This window comes from Streptomyces sp. NPDC057307, from assembly GCF_042667665.1.
Classification (GTDB): Bacteria; Actinomycetota; Actinomycetes; order Streptomycetales; family Streptomycetaceae; genus Streptomyces.
This window is the reverse complement of the sequence record NZ_JBHUZM010000030.1, coordinates 23081-46635: the sequence shown is the minus strand read 5'-3', so window position 1 is coordinate 46635 and position 23555 is coordinate 23081. Positions and strand designations below refer to the sequence as shown.

Here is a 23555-nt window from a genome sequence, read left to right as displayed (position 1 = left end):
CGGGGCTTCAGGAGGGGAGTTCCTGGTGCCGTGCTCCCGTACCGACGGCGATCTTGCGGGGCTTGGCACGTTCGGTGACCGGGATGCGCAGGGTCAGGACACCTGCGTCGTAGTCCGCCTCGATGCGTGCCGTGTCCAGGGTGTCGGCCAGCACGACCTTGCGGCAGAAGGCTCCCAGGGGCCGCTCGGAGAGGTCCATGCGCGCGTCGTCGGAGCCGGTGACGGGGCGCCGCTCGGCCTTGACGGTCAGCATGTTCCGCTCGATGCCGATGTCGATCGCCTCGGGCGGGACACCGGGCAGGTCCAGCGCGATCACATAGACGTCGCCGTCCCGGTAGGCGTCCATCGGCATGGTGGACGGCCTGGACCAGGTGCCGGTCGCGCCCAGGAGCTGCTGGGAGAGACGGTCCAGCTCTCGGAACGATTCAGTGCGCATCAACACGTGAAACACCTCCAGTTGGGTCGGGCAGAAACTGCCAATGCGCTGCGGCTGACACCGTTGTAACATGTCATCGAAGTGATGACAACCAGGATGTCACCGGAAGGGTGACGTGCCTCCAGGGAGTGACCATGACCGCAGCGGACCAGCCCTCACCGCCCCCCGAAACCGTCCCGGCCCCCGCTACCTTCCTCGCCGCTTCGGCGGCTCTGGACGCGATCGATCGAGCGGTGCGGACGGCACAGACACCCAGCACTGAGGATGAGTCCGGTGAAGGACTCACCGGCAGCGAACAGGCCCTGGCCGCCCTGCTCCTGCTCCGCCAGGTGCGCGAGCGGCTCGCCGCGTGGGAACCGGGCCTGATCGAGGCCGCGCGGCAGGGCGGGGCGAGCTGGGCCGACCTCGCTGGCCCCATGGGCGTCGCCAGCCGGCAAGCGGCTGAACGCCGCTACCTCCGCGTACGCCCGGGCACCCCCGGTGCCACCGGCGAACAACGCGTCCAGGCCACCCGCGACCGCCGCGCCGGAGACCGCAACGTCAGCCACTGGGCCCGCGACAACTCCTCCGACCTCCGGCAACTCGCCGGCCAGATCACCGCTCTCACCGGACTTCCCCCGGAGGCCAGAGCACGCCTCGCCCTTCTCGCCACCGCCCTCGCCGACGACGACCCCACCGCGCTCCTGGAGCCGCTCACCGCCGCCCGCCCTCACCTCCGGACAACCCGCCCCGACCTCGCAGACCGCGTCGACACCATCACCCGCCACACCGACCACCTCCGCCACGACAACGCCCGGTAAGCCGTGCGGGCTTCAGCGGAGACGCCGTCGCCACCATCAGTCGTCACCACGGCCATCTTCGCCGCGCCCGGCATCCACCACCGCGGGAGTACTACCCACGCTCGCGCTCGGATCCCCGAGCCCGTCGGCGCTGTGGAGTGGGCCGCGCCTGATCGGTGATCGGTGTCGCCGGTGACTTCACGCGCTATGACGTGCACGCCGTATGCGAGCGCCGACGTTCGATCGACCTTTCGTCCCGGGCGGGTCTTCCGGTGTGTCGCCCCGCGCGCGGTGCTCATGGACGAGTCGGACCGCTGTCGCGCCCTCTCCCGCGGCGGACGCCACCCGTTTGACGGACCCGCTCCTGACGTCGCCGGCCGCGAAGACACCTGGCAGCGTGGTTTCGAGCAGTTGCGGTCCGCGGCCGAGTGGCAGCCAGTTTTTCTCGTCGGTCGCGGATTCGGCGTCGGTGCCGGTGAGGACGAACCCTTGCGGGTCCAGGGCGATCGTGTCCTGCAGCCACTCGGTGTACGGCCGGGTCCCGATGAAGACGAAGAGGGCGCGGGCCGTCAACTCCCGTCGCAGACCCGTCCTGTTGTCCTCGACGGTCAGCGACCGCGGGGCGTCGACCCCGTGGACCTGCCGTACTTCGGTGTGCGTCAGGATCTCGACCTTCGGGTGCCGCTCCAACTGGGCCACCAGATAGCGGGACATGTCCTTGCCGAGGTCGCCGCTCCGGACCAGCAGGTACACCTGGGGCGTGTGGCCGGCGAGGAAGAGCGCCGCCTGCCCGGCGGAGTTGCCGCCGCCGACCACGGCCACGGGGTCGTCACGGCACAGGTTGGCCTCGTGGAGTGTGGCGGCGTAGTGGACGCCGGTCCCCTCCAGCCGCCCGATGCCGTCGGCTTCGAGCTTGCGGTAGCGCACTCCCGCGGCCACCACCACCGTGTCCGTCACGGTCTCGGAGCCGTCCGCGAAAGTGACGGCGTAGTGTCCGTCGCGCTGTTCGAGACCGGTGGCCTCGGCGGGAACGGTGATCCGTGCGCCGAATTTACGGGCCTGGAGCACGGACCGTTCGATCAGTTCGCCGCCGGATATCCCGGAGGGGAAGCCCAGATAGTTCTCGATCCGAGAGGACGTGCCGGCCTGGCCACCGGTGGCCGTCGCGTCGACAGCGACGGTGAGCAGGCCGTCGGACGCGCCGTACACGGCGCTGGCGAGTCCGGCCGGTCCGGTGCCGATCACCAGCAGGTCACATGTCACGTCGGTCAGCCGGGAGTGCGGGAGTCCGATGAGGCGGGCGAGGTCGGCCGGGCTGGGGTGTCGCAGTACCTTTCGGCCGTTCCAGATGACGACGGGGGTCTCGTCGGGGCGGATACCGAACCGGTGCAGCACCTCCTCCGCCTCCTGGTCCTTCTCCAGGTCGGTCCATCGGTGGGGCAGCCGGTTCCGTGCGGCGAACTCGCGCAGCCGCAGGGTGTCGGGGGAGTAGGCCGAGCCCAGGATCCGGAAGCCCGCGCCGAGTCCGATGTGCAGGGAACGGCGGCCGAGGTAGGCGCGCAGCACCAGGTCTCCGAGGACCGGATCGCGTGCGACCAGGTCGCGTTGGCGGTCCAGGGGCACGGCGAGGACCGCGCCCGGCTCGCGCACGACCGCGGTGTCGAAGGCCACCTGCCCTTCGAGCAGGCCCAGTTCGCCGAGGAACCGGCCGGGTCCGTGCCTGGACATGACGCGTTCCTCGGGGCCGCCGTAGTCATGAATGATCTCGACGGTCCCGCTGAGGACGGCGATGAACTCCTCGCAGGGTTCCGCCTCCCGGAACAGGACGTCACCTCTCCGGGTCCCGCGCTGCTCGCCTTCCCGCGCGAGGGCGGCGATCTGCAGTGCCGTCAGCCGGGGGTTGGCACCGTGCGGGTCGGGGGTCTCGCCGGCCGGCGGGTGCGGGTGTGCGGTCTCGGTGTTCATCAGGCCGGAGCCCCGCGACGCGCCAGGGTCTTCTCCACCCACTCGCGCAGTACGGGCGCGGGCGCGGCGCCCGCCTGGCGGGCCAGTTCCTCCCCGTGGTCGAGAAGGAGCAAGGTGGGTACGGCTTGTACCTGGAATCGCTGCGCGGTGCGCGGTGCCTGGTCGACGTCGACCTTCACGAGCTTGACCCGTCCGGCCAGTTCGTGGGCGACCTGTTCCAGTGCGGGGCTGACCAGGCGGCAGGGCCCGCACCAGGTGGCCCACAGATCGACGAGGACGAACGGGGTGGCGTTCTCCGCGATCTCCCCGAAGTCGGCGTCCCCGGCGTCGACGATCCAGGGCAGCGAGGCCCCGCAGTTGCCACAGCGCGGGCGCCCATCGGCCGCCGGCGGCACGCGGTTCCTGTGGTGGCAGGTGTCGCAGACGGTGATCCCTCTGGTCTCATTCCGGTCGGTGGTCATCTGGCTCACGCGGCCTTTCGGTGTCCGGTCGGCTCCGACCCGAAGGTCACCACCAGTTCGCCGTTGCGCGCGTCGATCCGGATCGTGGCGCCTTCGTCCACGTCGCCGCGTATCAGGGCCCGTCCGACGAGCGTCTCGACCTCGTGGGAGATGTAACGGCGCAGCGGGCGTGCGCCGTAGACCGGGTCGAAGCCCTGCCGGGCGATGAGTTCGCGGCCCGCGTCGGTGAGTTCGACGGTGTTACGGCGTTCCGCCAGGCGCCGGCGCAGATCGTTGAACTGGAGGTCCACGATGCGCTCGATCTGGGCCGTGCCCAGGGGCTTGAAGAGCACGATGTCGTCGACGCGGTTGAGGAACTCGGGTCGGAAATGGCTCTGCAGCTCACCCATCACCAGCGCACGCGCGTCGGGCTTGATCTCGCCCGCGCCGGTCACCGCGTCCAGCAGATGCGCGGAGCCGATGTTGGAGGTCATGATGACGACGGTGTTGCGGAAGTCGACCGTGCGGCCCTGGGCGTCGGTGATGCGGCCGTCGTCGAGTACCTGCAGCAGCGTGTTGAAGACGTCGGAGTGCGCTTTCTCGACCTCGTCGAAGAGGACGACGGAGTACGGCTTGCGCCGTACCGACTCGGTGAGCTGGCCCCCCTCCTCGTACCCCACGTAGCCGGGCGGCGCTCCGACCAGTCTGCTGACTGTGTGCCGCTCCTGGTACTCGCTCATATCGAGGCGGATCATGCTCTCCTCGCTGTCGAACAGCGCCGCGGCGAGTGTTTTCGCCAGTTCGGTCTTCCCGACGCCGGTAGGCCCGAGGAAGATGAAAGAGCCGATGGGGCGCCGTGGGTCGCGGATGCCCGAGCGGGCCCGGATGATGGCGTCGGTGACCAGGGCGACCGCCTCGTCCTGGCCGATCACCCGCTCGGTGAGGATCTCGTCCAGGCGCAGCAGCTTCTCGCGCTCGCCCTCCTGGAGGCGCGTGACGGGAATGCCGGTCCAGGCCGCGACGATCTCGGAGATCTCGTCCTCCGTGACGACCTCGTGCAGCAGCCGGTTCTCGCCCTGCTTGGCGGCGAGCGCGTCCTCCTCCGCCGTGAGGCGCCGTTCCAGCTCGGTCAGGGTGCCGTACCGCAGCTCGGCGGCCCGGTTGAGGTCGTACGAACGCTCCGCCTCCTCGGCCTCCTGCCGGACGCGTTCCTGCTCCTGACGCAGTTCCTGTACGCGCCGGATGGCCTGGCGCTCCGCCTCCCACTGGGCGTGCATGGAATCGGACTCGGCGCGCAGGTCGGCCAGTTCGCGGCGCAGTTCCTCCAGGCGCTCGATGCTGGCCGGCGCGTCCTCCTTGGCGAGGGCGGCCTCCTCGATCTCCAGACGGGTCACCCGCCGGGTGATCTCGTCCAGTTCGGCCGGCATGGAGTCGATCTCCGTACGCAGCCGCGCGCATGCCTCGTCGACCAGGTCGATGGCCTTGTCCGGCAGGAAGCGGTCGGAGATGTAACGGTGGCTGAGGGTCGCGGCGGCCACCAGCGCGGTGTCCTGGATCTTCACGCCGTGGAAGATCTCCAGGCGTTCGCGCAGACCGCGCAGGATGGACACGGTGTCCTCCACGCTCGGTTCGTCCACCAGGACCTGTTGGAAGCGGCGTTCGAGGGCGGCGTCGGACTCGACGTGCTTGCGGTACTCGTCCAGGGTGGTGGCGCCGATCATGTGCAGCTCACCACGGGCGAGCATGGGCTTGAGCATGTTCCCGGCGTCCATCGCTCCCTCGGGGCCGCCGCCCGCTCCGACGACGGTGTGCAGTTCGTCGATGAACAGGAGGATGCGTCCGCCGGCGGCCTTGACCTCGCTCAGTACCGCTTGCAGCCGTTCCTCGAACTCGCCCCGGTACTTGGCTCCCGCCACCAGCGAACTCATGTCGAGGGAGAAGATCGTCCGGTCACGCAGCCCGTCGGGCACGTCACCGCGGACGATCCGTTGCGCGAGGCCTTCCACGATGGCTGTCTTGCCGACACCGGGATCACCGATCAGCACCGGGTTGTTCTTGGTCTTACGGCTGAGTATCTGGATGACGCGCCGGATCTCGGCGTCCCTGCCGATCACCGGGTCCGTCGTGCCCTCGCTCGCCTCGGCCACCAGGTCCCGGCCGTACTTCTCCAACGCCTCGTACGAGGACTCGGGTGTCGCCGAGGTCACCCGCTGGTTCCCGCGGACGTCGGTCAGCGCGGACAGGAACGCGTCCTTGGTGAACCCGCTCTCCCCGAGCAGACGCCCCGCCGCGCTCATGGACCCCTCGTCCGCCAGGGCGAGAACCAGGTGCTCGACGGACACGTACTCGTCCTTGAGCCGTTTCGCCTCCTGCTCGGCCGCGTCCAGCAGCCGGCCCAGCCGCTGGGTGACGTACACCTGGCCCGGTGCGGCTCCGTGGCCGGTCACCTTCGGCCTGCGCGCCAGTTCCTGGGTCAGTGCGGTGTGCAACGCCCGGGTGTCGGTGCCCGCCTGGTCGAACAGGCGCGGGATCAGCCCGTCCGGCTGGTCGAGGAGGGCGAGCAGCAGGTGTTCGCCGTCGACCTCGGTCTGGCCCAGCCTGCCCGCGATCGTCTGTGCTTCCCCGAGGGCTTCCTGAGACTTCTGGGTGAGCCGGTTCATATCCACGATTCGTCACTCCTCGATCCGGCGTTTCCGTGCCTCAGCTCGGACTCCAGCTCGCTGATCCGGTCGAGCAGATCGAGTACCAGGCCGAGCGACGCGTAGTTGAGGGAGAGTCCGGCCCGTAGCCGCTGGGCGCGGGCGAGGGTCGCTGGGGCGGTCGGTTCGAACCACAGCCGGCCCCTCGTGTCGCGCCGGGCCTGGACGAGGCCGAGTGCGGCGAACCGCGTGACGAGATCCGGATGGAGCCCCGAGCGGCGCGCGACACCCTCGACGCTGAGCCGGCGCACGGGAACAAGGGCGTGCTGGCGGACGGTGGCCGTGAGGCCGCGGTGGGGCGCCGGCGATACGGCACGGTGGTCGCCGTGGTCCGGGCCGGCCGCGGCGGGCCGCGGGTCCTCGGTCATCGTGGCCTCCTCGGGTCGAAGGTGGAGACGGCGGCCAGCTCCTCGAAGAGCTCGCGCTCCCGGTCGCCCGGATCCGGCGGCACCATGACGCGGATCTCGGCGTAGAGGTCTCCGTCGGCCCCCCGCGGGTTGGGCATGCCCTCGCCCCTCAGCCGCAGCCGCCGGCCGCTGGACGAGCCGCCCGGGACCGTGACCTTGGCACCGCCACCGGGCGTGGGGACCAGTACGCTCGCGCCGAGCGCCGCCTCCCAGGGCGTGACGGGCAGCGATACGTGGATGTCCCGGCCCTCCAGCCGGAAGCGCGCGTCGGGCTTGATCCGTACGCGCAGGTAGAGGTCGCCCGGCGGGGCGCCGCCGCTGCCCCGCGCGCCCTCCCCGGCCAGCCGCACGCGCTGCCCGTCGGTGACCCCCCGGGGCACGTTGACGTCATAGGTCCGCTGCCCGGTGGGCCCGGCGAGGGTGAGGGAGCGACGGGCGCCGTGATACGCCTCCTCCACGGTCAGCTCGACCTCGGCCTCCTGGTCGGCGCCGGGTATCCGCCCCCAGTCCGCGCCGGCGCCCCCACCACGGCCACCGCGCCCGAACATCCCGCCGAACAGGTCCTCGAAGTCGACACCGGCGTCCCCGAAGCCCTCGCCGTCGCCCCTCCTGAACCGGACCCGGCCGCCGCCGTCGCCCGTACTCCATCCGGACGAACCGCCGCGCCGGGTGCCCGCCCCGGCGGCCACCCGTTCGTCGTAGTCCTCGGGGACGCGGCGGAAGTCCTCACCGAACCGGTCGTAGCGCCGTCGCGTGTCGGGATCGGACAGCGTCCCGTACGCCTCGTTGATCTCCTTGAAGCGCTCTTCCGCCTCCGGGTCCTTGTTGGTGTCGGGGTGGAACTTGCGTGCCAGATTCCGGAAAGCCTGCTGGATCTCCTCGGGGCCCGCGTCGCGCTTGACCCCGAGCACGTCGTAGTAGTCCCGTGCCATGGGGCGTCACTCCTGCGGTTTGTTGACCATGACGGATGCGGGGCGCAACTGATTGCCCGGCTCGCCGTAGCCGGGACGCACCACCTGGACCACGGTGTTCGGCTCGGCGTCCGGGTCGTCGACCACACCGAGGACCTCGTGCCTGGCGGGGTCGAAGGGCACCTTGGTCTCGTCGTCCCGGGGATAACCGAGCTGCCGGAGCACCTCGACCGCCTGGTCGCGTACGGCCTCCACGCCCTTCACCACGGGGGACGGGTCGGGCCCCGCGTGCCCGAGGGCCAGCTCCAGGTTGTCGACGACCGGGAGCCAGGCGGCGGCGGTACGGGCGCGCTCGACGCCCCGTTCGCGGGCCAGGTCCCTCGCGTGGCGCTTGCGCTGGTTGTCGAGATCCGCGAGAGCGCGGTGCCAGCGGTCCCGAAGCTCCTCGGTTTCGGCGGCACGCTCGTCGGCCGCCCCGCCTTCGGCGGTACGGTCAGGCACGGAGCGTCCGCCGCCTTCGGCCTCTCCCCGGGACGGGGTACCGGCCTGTTCTTCCTGAGATTCATCCTGGTCCGTCGCCGACCGGTGCTCGGTGGACATCACGACACCTCAGCTCTTGTCGAATTCCGCGTCGATCACGTCGTCGTCCGAGCCTCCCTGCCCGCTCACCCCGCCTTCGGGACCCGCCTGGCCCTCCGGCCCCGGTCCCGCGCCCGCCTGATGCGTGGCCAGTGAGGCGTACACCTGCTGGAGTTCGGAGATCAGCGGCCTGACCCGGTCGAGCGGCGCCTCACCCTTCACGGCTTCCCTGGCGTCGTGCGTCAGCATGTCCGCGCGTGCCTTCTCGTGCGTCGGCACGCTGTCGCCCAGCTCCGTCAGCCGGCGTTCGACCTGGTAGGCCGCCGCGTCCAGCTCGTTGCGGGCGTCGACGGCCTCCCGCAGTGCCTGGTCCTCACCGCGGTGGCTCTCAGCCTCCTGGATCATCCGCTCGACCTCGCCCTGGTCGAGGTTGGACCCCTCGCTGATGGTGATCCCCTGTTCACGGCCGGTGTCCTTGTCGCGCGCGGTGACGTTCAGGATGCCGTTCGCGTCGACGTCGAAGGTGACCTCGACCTGCGGCTCGCCCCGGGGCGCCGGCCGGATGTCCGTGAGCTGGAACCGGCCGAGGACGCGGTTGTCCGCGGCGAGCTCACGCTCTCCCTGCAGGACGACGACGTCCACGGCCGGCTGGTCGTCCTCGGCGGTGGAGAAGGTCTCCGTACGGCGCACGGGGATCGTGGTGTTCCGCTCGATGATCTTGGTCATGACCCCGCCGCGGGTCTCCACACCGAGCGACAGCGGGATCACGTCGAGCAGCAGGACGTCCTTGACGTCTCCCTTGAGCACACCGGCCTGGATCGCGGCGCCCAGGGCCACGACCTCGTCGGGGTTCACGCTCATGTTCGGTTCCTTGCCGTCCGTCAGCCGCCGGACCAGGTTCTGCACGGCGGGGATACGGGTGGAACCGCCCACGAGAATGACCTCGTCGATGTCGTTCGCGCTGATCTTGGCGTCGGTCATCGCCTGCTGGACGGGTTCCATCGTCCGCTCCACCAGGTCGGCGGTGATCTGCTCGAACGTGGACCGCATGACGGTCTCGGTCAGGTGCTTCGGACCGGAGGCGTCCGCCGTGATGAACGGCAGGCTGACCTGCGTCTGGCTGACCGAACTCAGCTCGGTCTTCGCCTTCTCCGCAGCCTCGAACAGCCGTTGCAGCGCCTGCGGATCCTTGCGCAGGTCGATGCCGTTCTCCTTCTGGAACGTGTCCGCGAGCCGGTCGACCAGGCGCCGGTCGAAGTCGTCGCCGCCCAGGTGGCTGTCACCGGCGGTCGACCGGACCTCCACCACCCCGTCACCCACGTCGAGGAGACTCACGTCGAAGGTGCCGCCACCGAGGTCGAACACCAGCACTGTCTCGTGCTCCTTCTTGTCGAGCCCGTAGGCGAGCGCCGCCGCCGTCGGCTCGTTGATGATGCGCAGCACCTCCAGGCCCGCGATACGCCCCGCGTCCTTGGTCGCGGTGCGCTGGGCGTCGTTGAAGTACGCGGGCACGGTGATGACCGCCTCCGTCACCCGCTCACCCAGCTGCTTGCCGGCGTCGTCCACGAGCTTGCGCAGCACCAGCGCGCTGATCTCCTCCGGCGCGTACTGCTTGTCGCGCACCGAGAAGCGCGCGTTCCCCTGGTCGTCGGCGACCACGTCGAAGCCGACGGCCTTGGCCTCGTCGGATATCTCGTCGTTACGGCGGCCGATGAATCGCTTGGCCGAGTAGATGGTCCCCTTGGGGTTGAGGATCGCCTGGCGCCGGGCGAGCTGGCCGACGAGCCGTTCACCGGAATCGGTGAACCCGACCACCGATGGGGTGGTGCGACTGCCCTCCGAATTCGGAAGGACGGTCGCCTCACCACCCTCCCAGGCGGCGATCACCGAGTTGGTGGTCCCGAGGTCGATGCCGACTGCCTTAGCCATGGCTGCTCCTTCGTCGAAGGCGGCGGAGGTGTACGGACGTGTCCGCGCGCGTGAGACGTCGAGATCGCCATTTCAGTGTCGCCGCTGGGCGCGCCCGCATCCTGCGCCCGCGAGGGCCAAACCGGGGCGCGCTGTCGACCTGTCGGTACGAGACCGGCGGCCCCGGCCCCGTACCGCGGCGCACTGCCGCGAAAGGCGACGTCCGCGCATGTGCGTGACTCTTGATATGGGGCTGTTGTCGGCGAAAGGCCCCGGGAGTCCACGATGACCATGACCCGGCCCTCGGACGCGGTCACCCGTCCCTCGCGCAAGAACCACGACCGCGAGCGCCTGGCCCACCTCTACAGCCTTTCGGTACTCGCGATGATCATGAATGACGGACAGGACGAGAGCGGCGTCCTGAGGCTGGCACTGAGCGCCGTCGGCACCCTGGGCCCCTGCCGGGCCGAGGCGGGCTACCTCTCGTACGACGGGGCCCGGACGACCCGCACACCGACGGACTGGCCGGGCCACGCGCCGCACCTCGACGCGCAGGTCAGGGACCTGAACAGCCATGGGGGGCCGGTCACCGTGCCGGGCCGCGGCTGGGCCTGGGCGTACGTCCTCCCCGGCGGGCCGGGCGCCCTCGGCCATCTGGTGGTCAGCGCCCCCGCCCGCCCCACCGACCCGGAGCGCTTCCTGACGCATGTCCTGGCCCAGCAGACCGCGGCGGCCCTGGCGAACGCCGTGGCCCGGCGCGGGGAACGCGACCACGCCCGGGAGCTGCGGAGGGTCGACGAGGACCGTGCGGCGGCCAACGCCCGGCTGACCGCCTCCGTGGCCGACCTTGAGTACCGGCTCTCCGTCCACGAAGCGCTCAGTGAGGCGGCCACGCACGCCGACGCGGTCGCGGCCATCGCGGACGCCGTCCACCGGCTCACCGGCCACCCCGTGGTCATCGACGACCGCTTCGGCAATCGGCGGGCGTGCGCGGGCCCCGGCCATGCCGACTCCCACACGAAGCCCGACGAGGCACGGCACGAGTCACTCCTGCGCGAGACAGCCCAGCGGCCACAGCCCGCACGGCTCGGCGAACGGCTTGTCGCGCCGGCGAGACACCGGGGCGAGCTTCTCGGGTCGCTGACCCTGATCGACCCCCGGGGTACGGCGGGCGAACGGGAAGAGTTCGCCCTCGAACACGGGTGCGCCGCACTGACCCTGGCGCTGGCCCACCTGCGGAACCTCGCCGAGGTCGAGCTGAGGCTGCGCCGGGGACTGGTGGACGATCTGCTCGCCGGTACGGACAACGAGAGTGCCTACGCCCGGGCCGCGGCCGTCGGCCACGACCTGCACGGCCCTCTTTACCTGGCCGTGCTGCGCTGGGAGGGCACACCGGTCGACGACGCGTTCGTCCGGGCCGCGGACCGGGCGGCCACCGGTCTGGGGATACGGTCCCTGCAGACGAGGCGCCCGGAACTGGCCGTTCTGGTCCTCAAGGGACGTCCGCAGCCGGATACCCTCCACCGGGCCATGGTCCGCGAACTGGGTTCCTCCACCGGTTCGATCGGTGTGGGCGGCCGGTGCGACACCCCGGACGAGATCCCCCGCTCGTTCCAGGAGGCACTGCGGGCGCTGGAGGTCCGCCGGGTCTCCGGGGCGCCCAACGGCACGACGGCCTTCGACGAGCTCGGCCTCTTTCGCATCCTCGGCCACATCGGTGACCACCAGGAGGTCGAGCACTTCGTCCGCGAATGGCTCGGCCCGCTGCTGGACTACGACGCCGCGCACCGCACCGACCTGGTCGGGACGCTGTCCCAGTACTTCGAGTACGGCGGCAACTACGACCGCACGGCCGCCGCCCTGACCATTCACCGCAGCACGCTGCGCTACCGCCTCCAACGCATCCGCGAAGTGGGCGGCCAAGACCTGACGAACGTCGACACCCGCCTGAACCTGCACATCGCCACGCGCGTATGGAACGTACTGGGCGGCCCGCCCTGACCTCTGCCACGCGGGGCCCTCCCACGTGGATCGGACCGGCGCCACGGTCCGTGGCGCCGGCCCTGCCGGGGCCTGGGTTACGTGCGACCCGGCGCGGTCGCGGTCAGGCGGAGTGACCGTTCGGGTGGAGCACGACCTTGGTCCATCCGTTCTCACGCGCGTCGAACTTCTCGTACGCGGTGGGCGCCTCGTCGAGGTCGAGCTCGTGGGAGACGAGGAAGCTCGGCTCCGCCTTGCCTCCGGCGACGAGGTCGCGCAGGGCGCGGTTGTAGCGCTTGACCGGTGCCTGTCCCGTGCCCATCCGCTGGCCCTTGAACCACATCAGGCCGTAGTCGAAGGGGACCTTGCCCTGCCCTTCGAGTTCGTCCTGGGCCTTGGCGCCGCCCGGATCCTCCGGCAGGAACACCCCCACCACCCCCAGCGATCCGGTGAACCGCACGGCGTCGATGAGGCCGTTGAGTGTGAGAGCAGCGTCCTCCTTGCCCTCGGGGTCGTGTGCCTGGTAGCCGACGCACTCGCAGCCGTTGTCCGCGCCCAGTCCGAGAGTCGCCTCCTTGACCACTTCGGCGGGGTTCTCCCGGCGTGTGTCGATCGGGATCGCCCCGATCTCCTCGGCGACGCGCAGCCGGTCCGGCTGCTGGTCGGCGACCCACACTCGTCCCGCGCCCTTGAGGAGCGCCGAGTAGGCGGCCATCAGGCCGACCGGGCCGGCGCCGTAGACGATGGTCTGGTCCCCGGGTTTCACGTCCGCCATCTCGGTGGCGTGATAGCCGGTGGGGAAGATGTCGGCGAGCATCACGTAGTCCACCTGCCGCTCGGCCGCGTCCTCGCCCAGGCGCAGGGCGTTGAAGTCGCCGTACGGGACGCGCAGCAGCTCGGCCTGGCCGCCCTGGTACGGACCCATCTCCGCGAACCCGTACGCGGCTCCCGCCAGGGCGGGCTCCGGCTGCATGGTCAGGCAGTAGTTCGTCAGCCCCTTCTCGCACTGTTTGCAGAAACCGCAGGCGATGTTGAACGGGAGGACGACGTACTCGCCGACCTTGACCTTGCTGATGCCCGGCCCCACCTCGACGACCTGGCCCAGGTTCTCGTGCCCGAGCGTGCGGCCGGTCTCGAACGAGGTCCGTCCTTCATACATGTGGAGGTCGGAACCGCAGATGTTGGTGCTGGTGATCTTCACGATGATGTCGCAGGGATGCTCGATCTTCGCGTCCGGCACGTCCTTCACCGTGACCGTCCGCGGTCCTTCGTACACTGCTGCTCGCATGGCGAGATCGCCGCCCTTTCTTCTGCTCGTGTACCGACGCGGAAGACACGATCTGCAGAATCCGTGGTGTGCCGCGCGCCTCTTTCAACCCTCCCACCGCGGGCGGCTCTGTCAAATGGGCGCCCACGCGCACCGCACCGTTGAAGTTCTGACGGGAACTCGCCCCCCAAAGGGACGGGACACGGCAGGCGCGAAACAGTCGAGCGGGGCGGTCGCGGCCAACCCGGCGCGCTCTGCCGGAGATCGGAAAGGCTCAAGGCTCAAAGTAAAGACACGCCCCGGAAGTTGCCACGAAAGGAATTCGCGGATAGCCGATATCTCTTGCCAGCCAATTCGGAGGGCGAAAGGAGTGCGCCTGTTAATGTCGAATCCTGGAAACCTGCGGGCATTCTTAGGGAATTGAACATGAAAGACGAACGTCACGCCGATGTGCGCGATATGTACATGGCGCACACCATGTTCCGCCGTGAGATCGGCCTCGCCCCAGCCCTGGTCCGGGGCGTGGAGAGCGGCAACGCCGAACGGGCGGGGGTCGTCGCCGATCAATCGCCGTTGTCGGTGAGGGTGAAGGGCGGGTAGTCGCAGTACCCGGCGAGCCGTGCGGGTGATCCGGCTTCCAGCGGGGCGAGGCGTCGGACGGCCGGGGGGCGCGGTGACGAGACCCCGGAGGAGCGCGCCGACCGGCGCTGGGGCGATCTGCTCCAAGAGCTGCGCGTCGCCCAGACAGGGGTCCAAATCCTTTTCGGGTTCCTGCTCACCGTTGTCTTCCAGCAGCGCTTCACCGATCTCTCGGACACCGACCGGCACATCTACACGGTCACGGTGGTCCTGGGCGCTGCCACCGTCGGGGCCCTGGTGGGGCCGGTGGCACTGCATCGCCTTCTCACCGGCCGACAGCTCAAGCCGGAGACGGTGATCCTGGCCTCCCGCCTGACCGTGCTCGGGCTCGTCCTCCTGCTGTGCACCATGACGTCGTCGCTACTCCTGGTGCTGCGGCTGGCGGTCCTGGACGCCTGGGCCACCGTGCTGGTCGGTGTGGTGGCGGTCTGGTTCCTGCTCTGCTGGTTCGTGGCCCCGCTCTGGGTACGGCACCGGGGCAATCCTGCGGACGACGACTGAGAGTCCGGCCTCCGACGGCACCGCATCCGTCCGCGTTCCTTCCGTACTCACCCCGTCGGGCGAGGGCGGAAAAGCCGCCGACGGGTGAACGATCCGACCCTTGACGTGGACCTCCCCGCTGAGCGGCTGTGTGGTCAGCGGTGCGGGGCCGGGCGTCGCGGAGGCAGCGGTGGCGGTATCGCGGTCCTCGGTGTGGGGTTGCCATTGGAGGGCATCCGTGAGGTGTTCCACGAGCCCGCGGGCAAGGGGTCGGTATCAGAGAGGGAGACACCGGTGAAGAAGAAGCAGAAGCTGCCGCTCGCCTACAAGCCCGTCGGATTCGCCCTCGGCTGGGTGGGCGGGACGGTGGCCGGGCTCGTCTTCCAGAAGTCGTGGAAGGCGATCCGGCACGAGGACGACGCACCCGATGCCCTGGACCGCGACCGGGGGTGGGGCGAGGTGCTGTTCGCCGCGGCCGTGCAGGGGGCCATCTTCGCCGTGGTGCGCAGTGCCGTGGACCGGTCGGGCGCCAAGGCCATCGAACGGGCCACCGGCACCTGGCCGACGGCGGCCCAAGGCGGCCGTGACTGACGGCGTCCGCCGTTCCGCTCGCCCCGCCGGGTGCGCGAGGGTGGCGCTTCGACGCGCCACCGGCACGCAGGACGGGGACTGCGGTCAAGCCAAGAACCGGAGGGCTCGGGAGCAAGGCCGGGCTCCCTCAAGGACTTCAGGAGAGTGAGGCACCCTCGTGGCACGCGCGGCGATCTTCGACGTTGACGGCACCCTGACCGACACGAACTACCTCCACGTCACCAGTTGGTGGCAGGCGTTCCGTGGGGCGGGCCACCAGGTGGCGATGTCCGACATCCACCGGGCGGTAGGGCTCGGCTCCGGTGACCTCATCGCCCATCTGCTCGGCGACGACCGGGACCACGACGGGGACGAGGCGATCAGCGCCGCGCACAGCACGCTGTACGGCACGTACTTCGGCCGGCTGACGGCCTTCGGATCCGCCGCCGATCTCCTGCGAGTGCTGGCAGGACAGGGCTGGACGAACATCCTCGCCTCCTCGGCGACCGGACCCGAACTCGACGCCCTGCGACGGGCGATCGACGCCGACGACGTCATCGCCGGAACCGCGAGCGCGGACGACGTGTCGCAGGGCAAACCGGCACCCGACCCCGTGCGTGCCGCGCTGGACCTCGCCGGGGTGCCGGCGGAGCATGCGGTTTTCGTCGGAGACGCCGTGTGGGACATGGAAGCGGCGTCGAAAGCGGGCGTACGGAGCGTCGCGGTCCTGTCGGGCGGTATTCCGCGCGACGCGCTCGAAGCCGCCGGGGCCGGCGAGGTGTACGAGAACGTCGCCGATTTGCTGGCCCGGCTCGACAGCAGCGTCTTCATGGGCCTGGAGTGAACGACGACCGGGCGACAGCGAACGGGGCCCGTTGTCAGGCGCCCGGCAGGTCCCGTTCCTCCAGCGGGTGGACGGCGGGTCCCTGGCGGACCGCGCCGTCGACGTCGAAGCGCGAGCCGTGGCAGGGGCACTCCCAGGCCGTCTCGGCGTCGTTGAAGGCCACCAGACATCCCAGGTGCGTACATCGCGCGGACACGGCCCGGGCGACACCGGCCGAGTCCCGGTAGACCGCGCAGCGCTGCCCGTTCACGCGTACCACCGCGCCCGTGCCCGGCGGGATCTCCGCGACCGAGTCGACGTGCGTGGTGTGCAGCCGGTCTCCGGCGAAGTGCCTTGCGACATGGGCCTGTTGCTTCAGCAGGGCGGGCGCCTCCCGCAGGGTGCTCTTGAGCCTGCGCGGGTCGTACAGGGTGGCCCACCGCGGCTCCTCGCCGATGATCAGGCCGGTGAGAAGCCTGCCGGCCATGACGCCGCCGCTCATGCCCCAGCCGCCGAATCCGGTGGCCACGTATGTGTGGCGGGAGCCGGCGTGAAAGGGACCGACGAGGGGGACGGTGTCGGAGGAGTCGTTGTCCTGGGCCGCCCAGCGGTAAGCCGTCTCACCCACGGGGAAGCGGGCGTGCATCCAGGCGTCCAGACGCCGGAATCCCTCGCGGGGATCGCCCGTGCCGGGTGTGAAGCTTTCCCCGGTGACGATGAGCAGCCGGTGTTCCTCGTCGAGCGGCGCGGTGCGCACCGATCGCTTGCCCTCCTCCTGTGTGATGTACATGCCGGTCGGCGCGATTCCGGCCGCGATCGGGGCGGCGACCACCAGTTCCCTGCGAGGGGAGAGCCGTGCGAAGGTCAGCGCCCTGTCGAAGACGGGGAAATGGGTGGCGACGACCACGTCGCGGGCCGTCACGGTGTGCCCCGACTCGACGGTGACCTGGCAGGGGGAGCCTTCCGACAGGCCGGTGGCACGGGAGCGTTCGTAGATCTGGCCGCCCTTGGCCCGGAGGTCCGCGGCGAGGGCGAGCAGGTACTTACGGGGGTGGAACTGCGCCTGCGCGTCCACCCGCACGGCGCCGCTCACCTCGTACGGCAGCTCGGTGCGTTCCACGTACGTCGCCGCGAGTCCGGCCGCCGCGGCTGCCTCGGCCTCGGCCTTGAGCGCGGGGACTGCGGCGGACTCCGTGGCGTAGGTGTAGGCGGGCGCGCGCTCCAGGTCGCAGGCGATGCCGAGCCCGGCGACGATCCCGGCCACCCGTTCCACCGCGCCCTGCTGCGACAGCGCGTACAGCCGCGCCGCGTCTTCGCTCCGTGTCCGGCGCAGCCGGTCGTAGACCAAGGTGTGGAGCGCGGACACCTTGGCCGTGGTGTATCCGCTCACCCCGGCGGCGATCCGATCGGCCTCCAGAACGGCGACCGTCCGGCCGGCGCCGGCCAGTTCCCACGCCGTGCTCAGGCCGGCGATGCCGCCGCCCACCACGACCACATCGACGCTGATGTCCTCGTTCAGCGCCGGGTGGTCGGTGGCACCGGCGGTCGCCATCCAGAAGGATTCGTCCTGCCCCGGCAGGGGCTGCGAGTCGGTCATGTCAGCCTTTCCAAAAGATCGGTCGCGACCCTGAACCACGCACCCGTGGGCCGGCGGCGGCGCCGAGGACAGCGCGCTGAGAGTTTTCCTCGCGATACCGGGCGCGGCCCCGGGCCCCTGACTCTGTGATCATCCGGTGCGGACCACGGAGGCAGGGCGGCGCGTCGTCGGAGTCTTCCGAGCGCCGCCCGGCTCCTCTCCGGCTCAGCGGCCGACGGCCTTGCGTAGTTGCTCCTTGTTCATCGACGAGCGGCCTTCGACGTTCTTCTTCCTGGCCTCCGCGTAGAGCTGGTCCCTCGTCGGGCCCTGGGGGCCGCTGTGGGACCGCTCGCCCCCGCGTTGCGAGGCGGACTTGGGGTCACGGGTGGACGTTTTGCTCGCGGACCTGGCCTCGCCCGAGCGGGCGCGTTCCTTGTTGACCGTGCGCGAGGCGATCTCCTTCGCGCGCCCTTCCGACGTGCCGCGCTTCTCGGCGCTTTCCTTGATGTGTTCGTACTGTCGCTCTCGCTTGGGACTGGATCCTGCGGGCATGATGTGCCTCCTTTGTGGTCCTGTTCGGTGGGACCGCTATGGGTACCCACGCGCCCACCGGTTCTCACACGGGTGAACGGGTGCCCATGAGGTCGTCTCGCATACGTGCCATCCCCGACGGGGACGGCAGACTGGGCCGGCACGACCCACGCACAACGACGAACTGCCGGACCGCTCACCGACGAGCCACGCTTCCCGCCCCAGGAGTACGAGCAGCGGGTGGCCGTCATCCGTGGCGCCATGGAGCGGCACGGGCTGGACGTCCTGCTGGTCACCGCGCCGGAGGACATCCACTACCTGTGCGGTCTTGATCACCAAGACCACTTCGCCGTCACCGGGCTGGTGGTGCCCCTGGACGGTGAGCCAGTACTGGTCGAGCGGGCGATGGAGGCGGCGACCGCCGCCGCCCAGACCGACGGCGTACGGCATTGCGGCTACGGAGACGCCACCGACCCGGCCGACGCACTGCTCGCCGCACTCACCCAGGCCATCGGCGACGCGCACCGCGCTCCGCCCGCGGCCGTCGGATACCAGGCAGACTCGCTCAGCCTGCCGCCCGCCGTCTGGGACCGGCTGCGCACCGCAGGCGGTCTCACCTGGAAGGACTTCGGCGCGCAGGTCAGCGCCCGGCACTTCGTGCACACCGAGCGGGAAATCGCCCTCATCCGCGACGCGGCCCGGCTGTCCGACACCGCCATGGCCGCCGGCCTGGCCGCCGCCACCGCCGGCGCCCGCGAGAACGAGATCGCGGCGACTGTCTACGACACCATGCTGCGCGCGGGCGGCGACCTGCCCGCCTTCGCGCCCCTCGTACGCGGTACCGACCGCCTCGACCAGGAGCACCTGACCTGGTCCAGGCGGACGCTCGGCCCCCGCGACACCGTCTTCCTCGAACTCTCCGCCGCGCGGGGCCGCTACCACGCACCCCTGGCCCGGCTCCGCCGTCTCGGCCCTGCGGGTGCCGTGCGCGACACCCGGGCGGCCGACGCCTCTCGCACGGCGATGAGTGCCCTGCGTACGGCACTCCACCCCGGCAACACCGCGGAACAGGTTTTCCGTGCCTGGCACTCCGCGATCGAGTCGGCTCTCGGCGAACCGTACGAACGACACCACTGCGGCTATCTCATCGGCATCGGCTTCCCGCCCGGCTGGATGGGCGGCAGCCGGACCCTGCGCCCCGGCAACACCATGGAACTACGGGCCGGCATGACGTTCCACATCCAGTCCTGGCTCCTCGGCGGGGAGTTCGGCTCCCACGCCTACTCCGACACCGCCCTCGTCACGGACGACGGCTGCGAAATCCTCACCCGCACCCCCTGACCGACTGGGACCGCGCGGTACATATGCGCCGACGCCCCCGAGCCCGGCGCCATCCGGGGGTGTCAGGTGTCGTCCTCGATCTTTATGGCCTCCTTGAGGCTGTGCACCGCCGTACCGGGCTTGCCCTCCTGCGTCTCCAGGAGCGCCGCCGCTATGGCGTCCAGCTTCAGTTGGATGGCGTGCTCCGCGCGGCGCTCGGAGTTCTTCAGCAGGGCGAGCAGCAGCAGCGTCACCGCGGTCATCGACTCGCCGGCGAGCAGCAGCCAGGTCACCTCCAACTTGGCGAAGTGCGCGCCGATGACGATGCCGACGAGGCCCATGCACACCCCGAAGAACGCCGGTGAGCTGGTGAAATTGGAGGCGTACTCGGCAAGGCGGGCAAACCGTCCGGGCCTGTCGCCGCCACGGTCCGCAGGGTGTTGAAGCGTCATGCGCCCGACCGTACACACACGTCGTTTCGCCGCCGGACGGGATCGGACGGCCGCTCGGCCGTCGACCGCGCTGTGTTTCCTCTCACGCATACGTTCGGATCCGAGGGGCACCCGCACTGACATCACGAACGATGGCCAACCGAATTGAACCGGACAGCACGGACGGGAAGTCCGGCCGGGCGACGTACGACAGGCGGGGAAATGGCTACGACGGACAGCAAGAACGGCGAAGAGAAGCAGGCGCGTATCGACGTCTCCACGGCGATGCGAAAGGCCGCCGGACAACTCGCCGAGCTGCTCAAGTGCGAGCCCAGCTCCGTGTCCTCGCTGAAGGCCACGGACGACGGGTGGACCGCTGACGTGGAAGTCGTCGAGATCGAGAGGGTCCCCGACACCACCAGCGTCATGGCCTCCTATCGCGTCTCCCTCGACGGTCAGGGTCAACTCGTGGGCTATGAACGAATTCGCCGGTACTCACGGGGCCAGGTCGACCGCTGAGTCGTAGGCCAACCGTGATCGGACCGGACCATGTGTCTCAACTCATTGGAAGGAAGGTCGACGATGAGTCTCGTGCAGCAGAGCAACTCCACCAACGCGAGTGGGAGTGGATCTGGAAATCTCTACGACGTTCTTGAGCTGATTCTCGACAGGGGGCTCGTCATCGACGCCTTCGTTCGTGTTTCGATCGTCGGCATCGAGATTCTCAAGATCGACGTTCGTGTCGTCGTCGCCAGTGTCGACACGTATCTCCGTTTCGCCGAGGCGTGCAACCGACTTGACCTCGAATCGGGCCGCAAGGCACCGACGCAGCTCACCGACATCGTCGGTGACTCCGTCGAGAGCGGAGCCAAGGGGAAGTCGAAGGGTGCGCTGACGGGCGCGGTCGAAGCCTTCACCGACTCGTTCCAGAGCGGTCGTTCGGACTCCAGCTCCGAGGACGACGACAAGGAGAAGGAGAAGCGGCCGGCACGCAAGGCCGCTTCGTCCAGCAGCCGCCGCACCACCCAGCGCCGGGAGGAATAGCCGATGCCCACGTACATCTATGCCATCACCGCGGCCGACCACCCGCTCAGGCTGGACGGCCTCAACGGCGTCGGCGATCCGCCGTCCGCACTGCGGACCGTCAAGACCAAGGCACTTGGTGCCGTCGTCAGTGATACGCCGCCGGACCTGCGTGCCAAGCGCCGTGACCTCGTCGCGCACCAGAGCGTGCTGGAGCGGCTGATGACCGACGGCGCCGCACTGCCGATGCGGTTCGGTCTCGTCGGCCCCGACGACGACCAGGTCCGCACCGCGCTGGAGGAGGAGCGGGACACCTACACCGCCCGCCTCACCGAACTCGACGGGCGCCTGGAGTACAACCTGAAGGTCTCGCGCGAGGAGCAGAGTCTGCTGCGCGAAATACTCCACGAATCCGACGAAGTGCGCCGGCTGAGTGAGTACACACGGGATAATCCCGCCGCGCAGGACGAGAAAGTCGCGCTGGGCGAACTCGTATCCCACGAGATCCAGCTCCGCCAGAGTGCTGTGGCGAGCGAATTGCTCACCGCGCTGACTCCGACGGCGGAGCGCAGCTCCCAGGCCGACCCCACCAAGGCTCATTTCCTGAATGTGTCCTTTCTGGTGAAGCGCGACGAGGCGGCGGTGTTCTCGCAGGCCGTGTACGAAGAGGCGCAACGCCGGGGTGACGACTACGAGTTCGCTCTGAACGGACCGCTGCCCCCGTACAGCTTCGTCTGACATCCGCAGGCTCGACGACCGACTCCCACTGATCGGAGGATCCGCCATGGGCCTCATCACGCAGATTCTCACCCTGCCGCTCGCACCCGTGCGAGGCAGCGTCTGGGTTCTCGATCAGGTGGTGCTCGCGGCGGAACGCGAGTACTACGACCCCGATCCCGTGCGCAAGGAATTGGCCGATCTGGAGAAGGAGCTGCTGAGCGGCGCTATCAGCGAAGAGGAATTCGACCGGCGCGAGGACGAACTGCTGGACAGGCTTGAGGAGATCGAGGCACACCAGCGACGCCTGAGGGCCAATCCCTGACACGGGGAGAATGAGGTGCAAGAGAGATGACAGGCAACGCCAAGATAGGTGTCGCCCTGGTGGGTGGATACCTGCTGGGACGCACGAAGAAAGCCAAGATGGCCATCGGCCTCGGGATGTTCCTGGCCGGGAAGAAACTGAGCTTTGATCCGAAGCAGCTCGGTAAACTGGTGGCGAACTCACCCGTTCTGGGCAGTCTCAACGACCAGGTCCGCAAGGAACTGGTGGGTGCCACGAAGTCGGCCGCCACCAATGCCCTGACCCAGCGGGCCTCGGGCCTCGCCGACTCCCTTCACCAGCGGACACTGGGCCTTGAAGGCAAGGATGCCGGCGGGGGCGGCCGCGAGAACGCGCGTGCCGACGACCGCGAGGACGACGACCTGGATGAGGACGACCGGGACGTCCGCGACGATGCCGACGAGCCGGACGACGAGCCGGCGCCGCGCCGTAAGCCGGCCGCCAAGCGGTCCGCCAAGCCCGCGGCCAAGGCCGCGTCCGGAGCCCGCGGGACCGCCTCGGGCCGTACCGGAGCCGCACGGAAGAAGACGGCCTCCGGAGCGCGGAAGACCGCTTCGTCGGCCGGCCGCAAGGAGCGGGGTGGCGGCAATGGCTGACTCGACCCTCAGCAGGTTCAAGGACGACGTGGCGAAGAATCCGGCCACCGACCGTCTCAAGGAAGAGCTTCAGAACTACCTCAAGGTACGTGCGACGCACGCCGTCACGAATCTCGGACAGCGGCTCGGTGAAGGCGTCGGCAAGCTGGCCGACCCGAAGAACGGTCCCGGCGGAGCGGTGAAGAGTCTGGCCAAGGGCGGCCAGGCACTCGGCGAGGGCAAGTCGCCCGCGCAGGCGGCCATGGCGGCCGGTACCTCACATCTGAAGGACACCATCAAGGACAAGGTCAAGGGTTTGTTCGGCAAGGGGCGCAAGGGCGGCGGCGGCAAGTCGAAGAGCGTCACCATCACCGAGGACATCGACGTCGGTGTGCCGGTGCGTGAGGCGTACGACCAGTGGACGCAGTTCCAGGAGTTCAGCACCTTCGCCAAGGGTGTCGTGAGTGTCGAGAAGGCCGACGACACCAGCAGCAACTGGAAGGTGAAGGTCGCCAAGTCCACGCGCAGTTGGAAGGCGAACGTCACCGAGCAGGTACCGGACGAGCGCATCACCTGGACCACCGAGGGCGCCAAGGGCACGGTCAAGGGCGTGGTGACCTTCCACGCCATCACCGACAACCTGACGCGGGTGCTGCTGGTTCTCGAATACTTCCCCAAGGGGCTGTTCGAGAAGACCGGCAACATCTGGCGCGCCCAGGGCCGCAGGGCCCGTCTCGACCTCAAGCTCTACCGCAAGTTCATCATGATGCGTGGCGAGGCCACCGACGGGTGGCGCGGCGAGATCCGCGACGGGGAGGTCGTGCTGGAGCACGACGAGGCCGTCGAGGAGGAAGAGGCACGCGAGCAGGAGGAGGGCGAGGGCACCGAGGAGAGCGCGGACGCCCCGGAGGCCGAGGCCGATGAGGAGTACGCGGACGAGGAGGAGCCTTCCGAGGAGGACCAGGAGGACCAGGAGGAGCGCGCCGAGTACGACGACGAGGACGAGGCCGTCGACGAAGAGGGTCGCGCCGACGAGGACGCTCCTGTTGAGGACGCGTACGAGGACGAGGCCGTCGACGAAGCGGAGGAAGAGGAAGAGGAAGAGCCGGCCCGGCGTCCCCGGCGCCGTACCGCCTCGGCGGGTCGCTGACAGACT

Annotated in this window: 24 protein-coding genes and 1 pseudogene; 13 read left to right on the top strand and 12 right to left on the bottom strand. The window is 69.7% G+C overall.

The genetic code is table 11. The annotated features are described in order from the left end of the window. Positions 1-7: 7 nt before the first annotated feature. Positions 8-442, bottom strand: a complete 435-nt coding sequence (locus tag ACFUN8_RS14335) for an Hsp20/alpha crystallin family protein (protein ID WP_383635957.1) — start codon at positions 440-442, stop codon at positions 8-10. A gap of 128 nt (positions 443-570) precedes the next feature. Here ACFUN8_RS14335 and ACFUN8_RS14330 point away from each other — a divergent pair, with 128 nt between their 5' ends. After that, positions 571-1236, top strand: coding sequence for a type III effector protein (locus tag ACFUN8_RS14330; protein WP_383635954.1), 666 nt, complete (start codon positions 571-573; stop codon positions 1234-1236). Positions 1237-1413: 177 nt separating this feature from the next. Here ACFUN8_RS14330 and ACFUN8_RS14325 read toward each other — a convergent pair whose 3' ends face one another. From ACFUN8_RS14325 to dnaK, 7 genes are read right to left on the bottom strand one after another with little or no spacing between them, the layout of a single operon-like run. After that, positions 1414-3180 carry an FAD-dependent oxidoreductase gene (locus ACFUN8_RS14325; RefSeq protein ID WP_383635951.1) on the bottom strand — a complete coding sequence of 589 codons (1767 nt, stop codon included), beginning with the start codon at positions 3178-3180 and terminating at the stop codon, positions 1414-1416. Beyond that, on the bottom strand, positions 3180-3641 hold the full coding sequence (gene trxA, locus ACFUN8_RS14320) for a thioredoxin (protein WP_383636035.1): 462 nt from the start codon (positions 3639-3641) through the stop codon (positions 3180-3182). The genes ACFUN8_RS14325 and trxA overlap by 1 nt, the downstream gene beginning before the upstream one ends. A gap of 5 nt (positions 3642-3646) precedes the next feature. After that, positions 3647-6286: an ATP-dependent chaperone ClpB gene (gene clpB, locus ACFUN8_RS14315; RefSeq protein ID WP_383635948.1), complete on the bottom strand. Its 2640-nt coding sequence runs from the start codon at positions 6284-6286 to the stop codon at positions 3647-3649. Next, complete coding sequence (locus ACFUN8_RS14310) at positions 6277-6687, bottom strand: chaperone modulator CbpM (protein WP_383635945.1); 411 nt, start codon at positions 6685-6687, stop codon at positions 6277-6279. Before ACFUN8_RS14310 ends, clpB begins: the two co-directional genes overlap by 10 nt. Then, positions 6684-7658 (bottom strand): DnaJ C-terminal domain-containing protein, encoded by a 975-nt coding sequence (locus ACFUN8_RS14305; RefSeq protein WP_383635942.1) that lies wholly within the window; start codon positions 7656-7658, stop codon positions 6684-6686. Before ACFUN8_RS14305 ends, ACFUN8_RS14310 begins: the two co-directional genes overlap by 4 nt. Positions 7659-7664: 6 nt before the next feature. After that, complete coding sequence (locus ACFUN8_RS14300) at positions 7665-8237, bottom strand: nucleotide exchange factor GrpE (RefSeq protein ID WP_383635939.1); 573 nt, start codon at positions 8235-8237, stop codon at positions 7665-7667. 9 nt (positions 8238-8246) lie between these two features. Further along, positions 8247-10145 carry a molecular chaperone DnaK gene (gene dnaK, locus ACFUN8_RS14295; protein WP_383635936.1) on the bottom strand — a complete coding sequence of 633 codons (1899 nt, stop codon included), beginning with the start codon at positions 10143-10145 and terminating at the stop codon, positions 8247-8249. A gap of 264 nt (positions 10146-10409) precedes the next feature. Here dnaK and ACFUN8_RS14290 point away from each other — a divergent pair, with 264 nt between their 5' ends. Beyond that, positions 10410-12125 carry a PucR family transcriptional regulator gene (locus ACFUN8_RS14290; RefSeq protein WP_383635933.1) on the top strand — a complete coding sequence of 572 codons (1716 nt, stop codon included), beginning with the start codon at positions 10410-10412 and terminating at the stop codon, positions 12123-12125. A gap of 103 nt (positions 12126-12228) precedes the next feature. Here ACFUN8_RS14290 and ACFUN8_RS14285 read toward each other — a convergent pair whose 3' ends face one another. Beyond that, entirely contained in the window at positions 12229-13392 is a 1164-nt protein-coding gene (locus tag ACFUN8_RS14285; RefSeq protein WP_383635930.1) for a glutathione-independent formaldehyde dehydrogenase, read from the bottom strand. A gap of 405 nt (positions 13393-13797) precedes the next feature. On the opposite strand from ACFUN8_RS14285, the gene ACFUN8_RS14280 reads away from it, so the two are divergent. From ACFUN8_RS14280 to ACFUN8_RS14265, 4 genes and pseudogenes are all read left to right on the top strand, one after another. Next, on the top strand, positions 13798-13971 hold the full coding sequence (locus ACFUN8_RS14280) for a hypothetical protein (RefSeq protein WP_383635927.1): 174 nt from the start codon (positions 13798-13800) through the stop codon (positions 13969-13971). A gap of 60 nt (positions 13972-14031) precedes the next feature. Further along, positions 14032-14511, top strand: a pseudogene (locus ACFUN8_RS14275) (DUF6328 family protein); the annotation flags it as partial. A 273-nt stretch (positions 14512-14784) separates the two neighbouring features. After that, positions 14785-15081, top strand: a complete 297-nt coding sequence (locus ACFUN8_RS14270) for a DUF4235 domain-containing protein (RefSeq protein WP_383635924.1) — start codon at positions 14785-14787, stop codon at positions 15079-15081. Between the two features lie 157 nt (positions 15082-15238). After that, on the top strand, positions 15239-15904 hold the full coding sequence (locus tag ACFUN8_RS14265; RefSeq protein ID WP_383635921.1) for an HAD family hydrolase: 666 nt from the start codon (positions 15239-15241) through the stop codon (positions 15902-15904). 34 nt (positions 15905-15938) lie between these two features. Here ACFUN8_RS14265 and ACFUN8_RS14260 read toward each other — a convergent pair whose 3' ends face one another. Next, on the bottom strand, positions 15939-17480 hold the full coding sequence (locus ACFUN8_RS14260; protein WP_383635919.1) for an FAD-dependent oxidoreductase: 1542 nt from the start codon (positions 17478-17480) through the stop codon (positions 15939-15941). A gap of 204 nt (positions 17481-17684) precedes the next feature. Further along, positions 17685-18011: a plasmid stabilization protein gene (locus ACFUN8_RS14255; RefSeq protein WP_383635916.1), complete on the bottom strand. Its 327-nt coding sequence runs from the start codon at positions 18009-18011 to the stop codon at positions 17685-17687. Between the two features lie 105 nt (positions 18012-18116). Here ACFUN8_RS14255 and ACFUN8_RS14250 point away from each other — a divergent pair, with 105 nt between their 5' ends. Then, positions 18117-19331 (top strand): M24 family metallopeptidase, encoded by a 1215-nt coding sequence (locus tag ACFUN8_RS14250; protein ID WP_383635912.1) that lies wholly within the window; start codon positions 18117-18119, stop codon positions 19329-19331. A 62-nt stretch (positions 19332-19393) separates the two neighbouring features. Here the strand turns inward: ACFUN8_RS14250 and ACFUN8_RS14245 are convergent, their stop codons facing one another. Next, entirely contained in the window at positions 19394-19762 is a 369-nt protein-coding gene (locus ACFUN8_RS14245) for a low affinity iron permease family protein (RefSeq protein WP_383635909.1), read from the bottom strand. 201 nt (positions 19763-19963) lie between these two features. On the opposite strand from ACFUN8_RS14245, the gene ACFUN8_RS14240 reads away from it, so the two are divergent. The 6 genes from ACFUN8_RS14240 to ACFUN8_RS14215 all read left to right on the top strand — a co-directional run bounded on the left by ACFUN8_RS14240 (position 19964) and on the right by ACFUN8_RS14215 (position 23549). Beyond that, the gene (locus ACFUN8_RS14240; RefSeq protein ID WP_383635906.1) at positions 19964-20260 is read left to right on the top strand and encodes a gas vesicle protein; all 297 of its coding nucleotides are present in this window, start codon (positions 19964-19966) and stop codon (positions 20258-20260) included. A gap of 63 nt (positions 20261-20323) precedes the next feature. Continuing rightward, positions 20324-20785, top strand: a complete 462-nt coding sequence (locus ACFUN8_RS14235) for a gas vesicle structural protein GvpA (RefSeq protein ID WP_383635903.1) — start codon at positions 20324-20326, stop codon at positions 20783-20785. Positions 20786-20788: 3 nt separating this feature from the next. Further along, positions 20789-21502, top strand: a complete 714-nt coding sequence (locus ACFUN8_RS14230; RefSeq protein ID WP_383635900.1) for a GvpL/GvpF family gas vesicle protein — start codon at positions 20789-20791, stop codon at positions 21500-21502. A gap of 46 nt (positions 21503-21548) precedes the next feature. Further along, a complete protein-coding gene (locus ACFUN8_RS14225; protein WP_383635897.1) occupies positions 21549-21806 on the top strand; it encodes a gas vesicle protein GvpG in 258 nt (85 codons plus the stop codon). 26 nt (positions 21807-21832) lie between these two features. Continuing rightward, positions 21833-22420: a hypothetical protein gene (locus ACFUN8_RS14220; protein ID WP_383635894.1), complete on the top strand. Its 588-nt coding sequence runs from the start codon at positions 21833-21835 to the stop codon at positions 22418-22420. Further along, positions 22413-23549 carry an SRPBCC family protein gene (locus ACFUN8_RS14215; protein WP_383635891.1) on the top strand — a complete coding sequence of 379 codons (1137 nt, stop codon included), beginning with the start codon at positions 22413-22415 and terminating at the stop codon, positions 23547-23549. The genes ACFUN8_RS14220 and ACFUN8_RS14215 overlap by 8 nt, the downstream gene beginning before the upstream one ends. Positions 23550-23555: the final 6 nt, after the last annotated feature.

Coding starts and splice junctions, on each gene's coding strand:
- ACFUN8_RS14330 (WP_383635954.1), top strand. CDS start 571: ATGACCGCAGCGGACCAGCCCTCACCGCCCCCCGAAACCGTCCCGGCC.
- ACFUN8_RS14325 (WP_383635951.1), bottom strand. CDS start 3,180: ATGAACACCGAGACCGCACACCCGCACCCGCCGGCCGGCGAGACCCCC.
- trxA (WP_383636035.1), bottom strand. CDS start 3,641: ATGACCACCGACCGGAATGAGACCAGAGGGATCACCGTCTGCGACACC.
- ACFUN8_RS14310 (WP_383635945.1), bottom strand. CDS start 6,687: ATGACCGAGGACCCGCGGCCCGCCGCGGCCGGCCCGGACCACGGCGAC.
- ACFUN8_RS14305 (WP_383635942.1), bottom strand. CDS start 7,658: ATGGCACGGGACTACTACGACGTGCTCGGGGTCAAGCGCGACGCGGGC.
- ACFUN8_RS14300 (WP_383635939.1), bottom strand. CDS start 8,237: ATGTCCACCGAGCACCGGTCGGCGACGGACCAGGATGAATCTCAGGAA.
- dnaK (WP_383635936.1), bottom strand. CDS start 10,145: ATGGCTAAGGCAGTCGGCATCGACCTCGGGACCACCAACTCGGTGATC.
- ACFUN8_RS14290 (WP_383635933.1), top strand. CDS start 10,410: ATGACCATGACCCGGCCCTCGGACGCGGTCACCCGTCCCTCGCGCAAG.
- ACFUN8_RS14285 (WP_383635930.1), bottom strand. CDS start 13,392: ATGCGAGCAGCAGTGTACGAAGGACCGCGGACGGTCACGGTGAAGGAC.
- ACFUN8_RS14280 (WP_383635927.1), top strand. CDS start 13,798: ATGAAAGACGAACGTCACGCCGATGTGCGCGATATGTACATGGCGCAC.
- ACFUN8_RS14260 (WP_383635919.1), bottom strand. CDS start 17,480: ATGACCGACTCGCAGCCCCTGCCGGGGCAGGACGAATCCTTCTGGATG.
- ACFUN8_RS14255 (WP_383635916.1), bottom strand. CDS start 18,011: ATGCCCGCAGGATCCAGTCCCAAGCGAGAGCGACAGTACGAACACATC.
- ACFUN8_RS14245 (WP_383635909.1), bottom strand. CDS start 19,762: ATGACGCTTCAACACCCTGCGGACCGTGGCGGCGACAGGCCCGGACGG.
- ACFUN8_RS14240 (WP_383635906.1), top strand. CDS start 19,964: ATGGCTACGACGGACAGCAAGAACGGCGAAGAGAAGCAGGCGCGTATC.
- ACFUN8_RS14235 (WP_383635903.1), top strand. CDS start 20,324: ATGAGTCTCGTGCAGCAGAGCAACTCCACCAACGCGAGTGGGAGTGGA.
- ACFUN8_RS14230 (WP_383635900.1), top strand. CDS start 20,789: ATGCCCACGTACATCTATGCCATCACCGCGGCCGACCACCCGCTCAGG.
- ACFUN8_RS14225 (WP_383635897.1), top strand. CDS start 21,549: ATGGGCCTCATCACGCAGATTCTCACCCTGCCGCTCGCACCCGTGCGA.
- ACFUN8_RS14220 (WP_383635894.1), top strand. CDS start 21,833: ATGACAGGCAACGCCAAGATAGGTGTCGCCCTGGTGGGTGGATACCTG.
- ACFUN8_RS14215 (WP_383635891.1), top strand. CDS start 22,413: ATGGCTGACTCGACCCTCAGCAGGTTCAAGGACGACGTGGCGAAGAAT.